Here is an 8203-nt window from a genome sequence, read left to right on the forward strand (position 1 = left end):
GTCTGAAAAAAAACTTTAGCAAAGTAGTTAAAGAAAGCGGCGGGCAGCGGTATGACTGGGTTTTCGGGATTCCCTGCATATATCGGGCCACTCTGAGCTGCCACTGAGGACATCGGCACAAAATCACCGCACAGCGTCATTAACAGATAGCAGGCGAGTTTTCTGTGAGCTGGGCCGAAAAAAAAGCAGCGATACCAGGGTGGTATCACTGCTTCCATTATTGCGATAAAGGCTCAGGTCAGGCGAGTTTCGGGAAGGTCGCTACCTTATTCACGGTGCTGTGGTCAACACTGCGTGGGTCAATACGCTCCAGGTCCTTCAGGAAGCTCTCACGCCAGGCGGTAATGTCGTTTTTGCGCAATACCGCCATCATGTCGTTGTAGCGTGAAATCCTTTCGGTGCGCGGCATAGTAATCGCCTTGTCCAGCGCAGCAGCAACTTCATCGCGGTCATACGGATTCACTATCAGCGCTGAAGTCAGTTCGTTGGCGGCACCGGCAAAGCGCGACAGCACCAGTACACCCGGATCGTCCGGGTCCTGCGCAGCCACATACTCTTTCGCGACGAGGTTCATGCCATCACGCAGCGGCGTCACCAGACCCACATCGGTCAGGCGGAAGATTTTCATCAGCAGGCGACGGTCGAAATGCTGGTTAAGGTAGTAAAGCGGGGTCCAGCCCAGCGTACCGTACTTACCGTTAATCCGTCCTGCTTCGGTCTCCAGCTGATGCCGGATATCCTGATAGGCCTGCACATCACCACGTGAGGTCGGTGCAATCTGCGAGTAACGGATTTTGCCGCGATGCTGCGGGAAGTTTTCCAGCAGCGCTTCATAGGCAAGAAAGCGCTCCGGCAGTCCTTTAGAATAGTCGAGACGTTCGCAGGCAATAATGTTGCGTGCATCGCCCAGCTCTTTCTTCATGGCAGCCATTTTCGGCGGCAGTGGCCCTTCGGCCATCTCTTTAATACTGTCTGGCTCAATCCCGATTGGATAGACTTCAGTCATAAAGGTGTTGCCAAAGGCGCGATGCTTTTTGTCGCCTTTATTCTGCAGTTGCGTAAGCTGACTGACGCTGTCCAGGAACGCCACCCGATCCGATTCAGTCTGGAAGCCAAGCAGGTCATATTCACACAGCATTTCCAGCAGCTCTTTGTGCGGAGGCAGTGCATTGAATATTTCTGGCGTCGGGAACGGAATATGCAGGAAGAAGCCGATGCGGTTATTAATACCGGCCCGACGCAGCGCGGCAGCAAAGGGTAAGAAATGATAATCGTGGATCCAGACAATATCATCCGGTTTGATCAGCGGTTTTAAGCGCTGCGCCACCGCGTCATTAACCTCGCAATACCCTTCCCACGCTTCACGCTGGAACTGCACCAGATCGAGGCGATAATGGAAGGCGGGCCAGATAACCGTGTTTGAGAACTGGCAATAATAGAGATCGTAATCGTTCTGGCTCAGCGGGAAGGAAGCATACTCGATACCTTCATGTTCCTGCACACTGACGTCTTCTACTTCTTCGCCGGTGAACTCGCTGATTTCACCGTTCCAGCCAAACCATAATCCACCGGTGCTTTTCAGTGCATCGAGAATGCCGACGGCCAGGCCGCCTGCGCTGGTTTTAGACCCATCTGGCATGGCGACACGGTTAGATACAACCACTAAACGACTCATAACCTAAACTCCTTACCGACGTTGTCTTTCTCTAATAGTAATAATGTTCTTTCCAGCCAGCCATAAACGGCATCGACATCATTTAGCCGATAACCGGCCTGGCTTGACCCTTCGCCGACTTTAACTGAGACGCCCTGCCGTTCGTTAACGGCCAGGAAGCCCTTCTCATCCGTCAAATCGTCGCCAATAAAGACTGGCGTGCGTCCGGCAAAAGGGGGCTGCTGCATAAAGTCGCTGATTGCGGCACCTTTATCGATGCCTGCCGGTTTAATCTCAACCACGCATTTCCCTGGCTGAAGCGCCAGTCCCGGGAAACGCTTCACTGACTGTTCAGCCAGTCGCAACACATCCTGCTCATGCTGCATCGCCTGACGGTAGTGAAGTGCAAAGGCCATGCCTTTCACCTCAAGCTGAGTGCCAGGCCAGCATGCCATCGCATCCTGCAATTCCTTCCTGAGATTTTTTTCGACCTCAACAGGCAGGCTGATGCGCTGCATATGCCCCTCTGCATCACGACGCTCAGCGCCATGCACGCCCGCCGCCGGGCCGTACCACGGCGCAGCCAGCGCATCCAGTTGTTCGATGGGTCTGCCGGAGACCAGCGCCAGTGCGCCCTGAGAAAGCGCAGAGAGTTGTTGAAGTTGTGCGATAACCTGCTCAGGAATAAATACCGCTTCGGGACGGGACTGTATCGCTGCCAGCGTACCGTCGACATCAAAAAAGAAGGCGTACTGCCCGCTGCTTAATGTCGGGTACCTGGCATGGGTGTCTGCCGCTTGGGTCACGTTACTTCTCCTGAAAATCAAATTTAATAAAACATTGAGTTAAAACAAGAATGTCCTGACGCAGTCAGGTCAGCAAGCGGGAAATTCTGATAAAGCGGTGATTGAGGGGTAAAACGCGGTGATTGGATAGGTCACTCTCCTCAAACTTGCAAGCGCATTGCTGACAATACTGGCTAACTGAGAACATCTTCACATTAAGTGTAGTCATTAACAGGGGTTATGCCAGAAATATGCACTTTTCATGCCAGCCGCTGCGGTTAAGCCAGCAGAAAAGCGCCATTTACACCTGTTCCTTTTTTAATAATCGTAGCGGTATCGGTCCGCATCACGCTGGAGTGATACCCGTTACGTATTCCATACGAATGACATTCTTCAAAGCTTAAGTTTCTTAAGGTTTTCCTAATATAGAAAGCGCAATCTCGTGACACTTTTATTACTCTGGTTCCTGCTCACATGGCGTTTACCCTGAAGAGGCCGCTGATTAGCCGCCTAAGTTTGCTGATCCTGGCTGCGGTTTATATCGCGGTTTTCCTTAATATCGCTTATTACCGTCAGGTGCTGGCGGTCATGCCGCTGAACAACCTGCATACCACGCTGGTATTTTTATCTATGCCTTTCGTCGCCTTTAGCGTGATTAACATCGTGATTACTCTGGCCTCGTTTGTCTGGCTGGATCGGCTGCTGGCCGCCCTGTTTATTCTGCTCTCTGCGTCGGCACAGTTTTTTATTCAGACTTATAACATCGTGGTCGATCGTTCGATGATCACCAACATGATGGATACCACCGCTTCTGAATCCTTTGCGCTGATTACGCCGCAGCTGCTCTTCACCCTGCTCACCTCGGGCGTGCTGATGGCGTTGCTGGTGTTCTGGCCGCGCATAAAACGGCAGCAGTGGCGTGGCATACTGGCGCGACTGCTTAGCGTGCTGCTTTCCGCCGCGCTGATCGTGCTGGTCGCCCTGCTCTTCTATAAAGATTACGCTTCGCTGTTCCGCAACAACCGCGAGCTGGTTAAAGCGCTCAGCCCGTCGAACAGCATTGCGGCAACGCTCTCCTGGTATAAGCATGAGCAACTGCAGAATGTACCGCTGGTGCGCATCGGTGAAGATGCCCATCTGCAGCCCAGCCGCAGCAGCGGTAAGCCGAATCTGACGATTCTGGTGCTGGGAGAGACGTCGCGCGCGCAAAACTTCTCGCTGGGTGGTTACGGTCGTCTGACCAATCCTTTACTGGCGAAAGACGATGTGATCTATTTCCCGCACACCACCTCGTGCGGCACGGCGACGGCGGTTTCGGTGCCCTGCATGTTCTCCAACATGCCGCGCGCGCACTATGATGATGTGCTGGCTGCGCATCAGGAGGGACTACTGGATATTATTCAGCGCGCTGGCATCAGTGTGTTATGGAATGAAAATGATGGTGGCTGCAAAGGTGCCTGTGACCGGGTGCCGCATCAGGACATGACCAGCCTGAACCTGCCCGGCATGTGTATTAATGGTGAGTGTTATGACGACGTGCTGTTCCACGGGCTGGACGACTACATCAGTCAGCTGAAAGGCAACGGGGTCATTGTCCTGCATACCATTGGCAGTCATGGCCCGACCTACAGCCATCGGTATCCGCCACAGTTCCGTCAGTTTGAACCGACCTGTGACACCAATCAGATTCAGGACTGTTCGCAACAACAGCTGATCAACACCTATGACAACACGCTGGTCAATGTGGATCATATTGTCGATAAAGCAATCAATGTCCTGCGCGCGCATCAGGATCGCTTCACCACCAGCCTGGTCTATCTTTCTGATCACGGTGAATCGCTGGGTGAAAATGGCGCTTACCTGCATGGCCTGCCCTATGCTATTGCCCCGGATACGCAGAAACATGTGCCGATGCTGATCTGGCTGTCCGATGATTATCAGAAACGTTATGCGGTTAATCGTGGCTGTCTGAATAAACTGGCGGCGACAGACGATTTTTCACAGGATAATCTGTTTTCAACCATGCTGGGATTAACCGGCACCGCGACCCACGAATATGTGCCTGCGGATGATATTTTGACGTCGTGTCGGAGCCAACCTTAATGAAGATACTGATTGTTGAAGATGATGCGCTGCTGCTGCAGGGCCTGATGCTGGCGCTGGAAGGCGAAGGCTATGTCTGCGATGGCGTGACGCGGGTGCGGGATGCTGAAGCGCATTTCGCCAGCGGCCTCTATAGTCTGGTGGTGCTGGATCTGGGTTTGCCGGACGAAGATGGCCTGCATTTCCTGATACGACTGCGGCGGCAGAAAAAGATGACGCCGGTGCTGATACTGACCGCGCGCGACACCATCAGCGAGCGCATTGCCGGACTCGATGCCGGGGCGGACGACTATCTGATCAAACCGTTTTCGCTGGATGAGTTGCTGGCGCGGATCCGCGCGTTGATTCGCCGTCACGTCAATCAGGGCGACAGTCATGTCAGAGTGGGTGCGCTGGCGCTGGATATGACCCATCGTCAGATCACCCTCAGCGATGTGCTGCTGGATCTGACACCCAAAGAGTTTGCGATTCTGTCACGACTGATGCTGAAGGCCGGCAATCCGGTTCACCGGGAAATTCTCTATCAGGACATCTATAACTGGGAGACCGAGCCTTCTACTAATACGCTGGAAGTGCATATCCATAATCTGCGCGACAAAATTGGCAAAAGCGCCATTCGTACCGTGCGCGGGTTTGGTTATGCGCTGGTGACGCAGGATGGCGTTCGCGAGGCCACATGATAAAACGTTTCGATCACCGCAGTATGCGCTTTCGCCTGATCCTGACCATTGGTCTGATTCTGCTGGTCTTCCAGGTGATCAGCGTGGTCTGGCTGTGGCATGAGAGTAAAGAACAGATTCAGTTTCTGGTGGAAGCCCAACTGCAGAAGCGCAACATGGACAGTCACGTGAAGCGAGAAGTCCATGAAGCGGTGGCCAGCCTGGCGGTGCCGAGCCTGGTGATGATTACGCTGACGCTGCTGCTTTGCTATCAGGCGGTGAAATGGATCACCCGGCCGCTCTATCAGCTGCAGCGGGAACTCGAAAGCCGCAGCGAAGAGAATCTCGATCCCGTCGCCTGTCACAGTCAGGTTCATGAGATCGATGCGGTGACTCAGGCGATCAATCAGCTGGTCGCCCGCCTCAACAGCAGTCTGGAGCGCGAGCGGCTGTTTACCGCCGACGTGGCGCATGAGTTGCGCACACCGCTGGCGGGATTACGGCTGCATCTGGAGTTAATCGAACGCAACAGCGATGTCAAAGTTCAGCCGCTGGTGCAGCGTCTTGATCAGATGACGCACAGCGTGTCGCAGCTGCTGAATCTGGCGCGTGCCGGACAGTCATTCACTTCGGGCACCTATCAGAACGTCGGGCTGATTGAAGATGTAATCCTGCCGATGGAAGCGGAGCTGAGTATTATGCTGGAGGCGCATCAGCAGACGCTGGTGCTGGATCTGCCGCAGGAGCAGTTTGTGCGTGGTGATGCGACCCTGCTGAAGATGTTGCTGCGTAATCTGGTTGAGAACGCCCATCGCTATAGCCCGGATAACAGCACCATCAGCGTGCAGCTGTTGTCTGTGCCACAGCCCATGATGGTAGTGGAAGATGAGGGACCGGGCATTGATGAGAGTAAAAGTGGCGAGCTGAGTAAAGCGTTTATCCGGATGGACAGTCGCTATGGCGGTATCGGACTCGGGCTGAGCATTGTCAGCCGCATCGTCCAGTTACACCGTTTTCAGTTTTTCTTAGAGAACCGTCGCGACCGGAGCGGTTGCCGGGCCGTCATTAAGTTTTAAGCGGTAAACCAGGCAGACAGGAACAGAACAACCGTTGCTGCGGCGATCAGCAGTGCCGCATATTCGCTCATCGGACGTGAAGCAGTGACAGACAGGGTAGCAGGCGCAGTTTTCATAGCATTATCCTCCGTTAAAGCAGGCAGTATCGCGACTGCATATTAAGGAAACCTTAAGCTCGTGAGACTGTCGTTAAAAATGTCTGCTCTGCCCTGTTTCCCCGTTGACCTTGCCTTTATGGCTGCTGACCTTTCCGCCGCACCCGCAGTGTGCTCTACACTTAATGGCACCCTTCCGTTAAAGGAGCTACGCCATGAGCCAACGCATGCACAAATATGCTTTTCCGGTCAGCAAAGCCCGCAAATACCTTGAGCCGGGACCGGTGCTGCTGCTCAGCTCGCAGTATCAGGATCAGCATGACATCATGACGCTCGGCTGGCACACGGTGCTGGAGTTCTCGCCGTCCCTGGTCGGCTGCATGATTGCCGGTATGAATCACAGCCACGAGCTGATCCGCAACAGCGGTCAGTGCGTGCTGAATATTCCTTCCGCCTCGCTGATTAATGAAGTGGTGGCTGTCGGCAATAGCCACGGTGACAGTATTGATAAGTTTGAAGCGTTTGGCCTGACGCCGGAGCCGGCTCAGGTAGTGGGTGCGCCGATGATTGCCGAATGTTTTGCCAGCTTTGAATGCCAGCTTTATGACGACGCCATGGTCGCCCGCTACAACCTGTTTATTTTTGAGATCGTCAAAGCGCACGTCGCTGAGCAGCCGGAATATCCCCCGACCCTGCACTACACCGGTGAAGGCCGGTTTAGCGTGATGAGCGATAAAATGCTGGATAAGAGCGGAGATTTTAAACCGGAGATGCTCATCTAGTTGAAAGCGCTCTGCTGCGCCCCCATTCACCTCTTTCGACCTGACAGGAGTAAATTATTATGGCAATCGAATACGCAGTTATCGCTGGCGGCTGTTTCTGGTGTACCGAAGCGGTATTTAAAGATGTGATCGGCGTAGAGTCGGTTGAAAGCGGCTATACCGGTGGTGCGCGTCCTAATCCGACCTATGAGCAGGTCTGCAGTGGCGCAACCGGTCATGCAGAAGCGATCCGCATTGGTTTTGATCCGGAGCAGGTAACTTATGGCGATCTGCTGGATATCAGCTTTGTCACGCATGATCCGACCCAGCTGAACCGTCAGGGCAATGATATCGGCACCCAGTATCGCTCTGCCATTTTCCCGGCGAATGCCGAGCAGGAAGCAGAAGCGCGCGCCGCCATTGAACGCGCCCAGGCTGATCATGATGTGCCGGTTGTGACCACCATTGAGCCGCTGAAAGAGTGGTATCCGGCTGAAGCCTATCATCAGGATTACTGGGAAGGCGCCGGTCAGCGCAACGGTTACTGCATGGCGGTCATCCCACCGAAACTGCAGAAGCTGCGTAAGAGCTTCGCTAATCGGGTGAAGAGCTGATTTAGCGTCTGACGGAGCGGCGTCTGGCTGGGATACAGGCCCGGACGTCGCTCCGGGTTATTTCAGTCGTCACGCGGTCCTTAACATGACCCGATCGGCTTCTTTATTACTGTGGAATATGGCGCATAAATGCCCGATTTTAAGCCGCAGTAAATCGATTCGTTCAGAGCTTAAGCGAATAGATCGAAAGAAAAAAATAGTGCTTGACCCTTTTCAGCCGACTCCCTATAGTACCGCCCCGTTGACCCAGCGCGGTCAGCGAAGTAAATGTGGTGAGGTGTCCGAGTGGCTGAAGGAGCACGCCTGGAAAGTGTGTATACGGCAACGTATCGGGGGTTCGAATCCCCCTCTCACCGCCACATTCTAAAGAAGAGCCTGAACTTATGTTCAGGCTTTTTTTTTGCCTATTGCACAGTAAGGGGGGTGAGAAGCCCCGCCGGAGAACGACCGCATGCG

7 protein-coding genes and 1 tRNA gene are annotated in these 8203 nt (G+C 53.9%); 6 read left to right on the forward strand and 2 right to left on the reverse strand.

Going from position 1 to position 8203, the window contains the following annotated elements; all coding sequences use genetic code 11:
* Positions 1 to 238 precede the first annotated feature (238 nt).
* A complete protein-coding gene (otsA, locus tag IBT54_RS07635) occupies positions 239 to 1675 on the reverse strand; it encodes an alpha,alpha-trehalose-phosphate synthase (RefSeq protein ID WP_013358235.1) in 1437 nt (478 codons plus the stop codon).
* Entirely contained in the window at positions 1672 to 2460 is a 789-nt protein-coding gene (otsB, locus tag IBT54_RS07640) for a trehalose-phosphatase (RefSeq protein ID WP_201251939.1), read from the reverse strand. The genes otsA and otsB overlap by 4 nt, the downstream gene beginning before the upstream one ends.
* 453 nt (positions 2461 to 2913) lie before the next feature.
* Here otsB and eptA point away from each other — a divergent pair, with 453 nt between their 5' ends.
* From eptA to IBT54_RS07670, 6 genes are all read left to right on the forward strand, one after another.
* Positions 2914 to 4542, forward strand: coding sequence for a phosphoethanolamine transferase EptA (gene eptA / locus IBT54_RS07645; protein ID WP_201251940.1), 1629 nt, complete (start codon positions 2914 to 2916; stop codon positions 4540 to 4542).
* On the forward strand, positions 4542 to 5222 hold the full coding sequence (pmrA, locus tag IBT54_RS07650; protein WP_010670822.1) for a two-component system response regulator PmrA: 681 nt from the start codon (positions 4542 to 4544) through the stop codon (positions 5220 to 5222). Before eptA ends, pmrA begins: the two co-directional genes overlap by 1 nt.
* On the forward strand, positions 5219 to 6277 hold the full coding sequence (pmrB, locus tag IBT54_RS07655) for a two-component system sensor histidine kinase PmrB (RefSeq protein WP_013358238.1): 1059 nt from the start codon (positions 5219 to 5221) through the stop codon (positions 6275 to 6277). The genes pmrA and pmrB overlap by 4 nt, the downstream gene beginning before the upstream one ends.
* Positions 6278 to 6587: 310 nt before the next feature.
* Entirely contained in the window at positions 6588 to 7154 is a 567-nt protein-coding gene (locus tag IBT54_RS07660; protein ID WP_033783350.1) for a flavin reductase family protein, read from the forward strand.
* A 59-nt stretch (positions 7155 to 7213) separates the two neighbouring features.
* Positions 7214 to 7747, forward strand: coding sequence for a peptide-methionine (S)-S-oxide reductase MsrA (gene msrA, locus IBT54_RS07665; protein WP_013358241.1), 534 nt, complete (start codon positions 7214 to 7216; stop codon positions 7745 to 7747).
* Positions 7748 to 8018: 271 nt separating this feature from the next.
* Positions 8019 to 8106: transfer RNA gene (locus tag IBT54_RS07670), tRNA-Ser, on the forward strand.
* Positions 8107 to 8203 lie beyond the last annotated feature (97 nt).

Origin of the sequence: Pantoea sp. S62, from assembly GCF_016658625.1 — a bacterium.
GTDB classification, from domain to species: domain Bacteria; phylum Pseudomonadota; class Gammaproteobacteria; order Enterobacterales; family Enterobacteriaceae; genus Pantoea; species Pantoea vagans.

Excerpts from the sequence above, each read along its gene's own strand:
- otsA (WP_013358235.1), bottom strand. The coding sequence starts at position 1,675 with ATGAGTCGTTTAGTGGTTGTATCTAACCGTGTCGCCATGCCAGATGGG.
- eptA (WP_201251940.1), top strand. The coding sequence starts at position 2,914 with ATGGCGTTTACCCTGAAGAGGCCGCTGATTAGCCGCCTAAGTTTGCTG.
- pmrA (WP_010670822.1), top strand. The coding sequence starts at position 4,542 with ATGAAGATACTGATTGTTGAAGATGATGCGCTGCTGCTGCAGGGCCTG.
- pmrB (WP_013358238.1), top strand. The coding sequence starts at position 5,219 with ATGATAAAACGTTTCGATCACCGCAGTATGCGCTTTCGCCTGATCCTG.
- IBT54_RS07660 (WP_033783350.1), top strand. The coding sequence starts at position 6,588 with ATGAGCCAACGCATGCACAAATATGCTTTTCCGGTCAGCAAAGCCCGC.
- msrA (WP_013358241.1), top strand. The coding sequence starts at position 7,214 with ATGGCAATCGAATACGCAGTTATCGCTGGCGGCTGTTTCTGGTGTACC.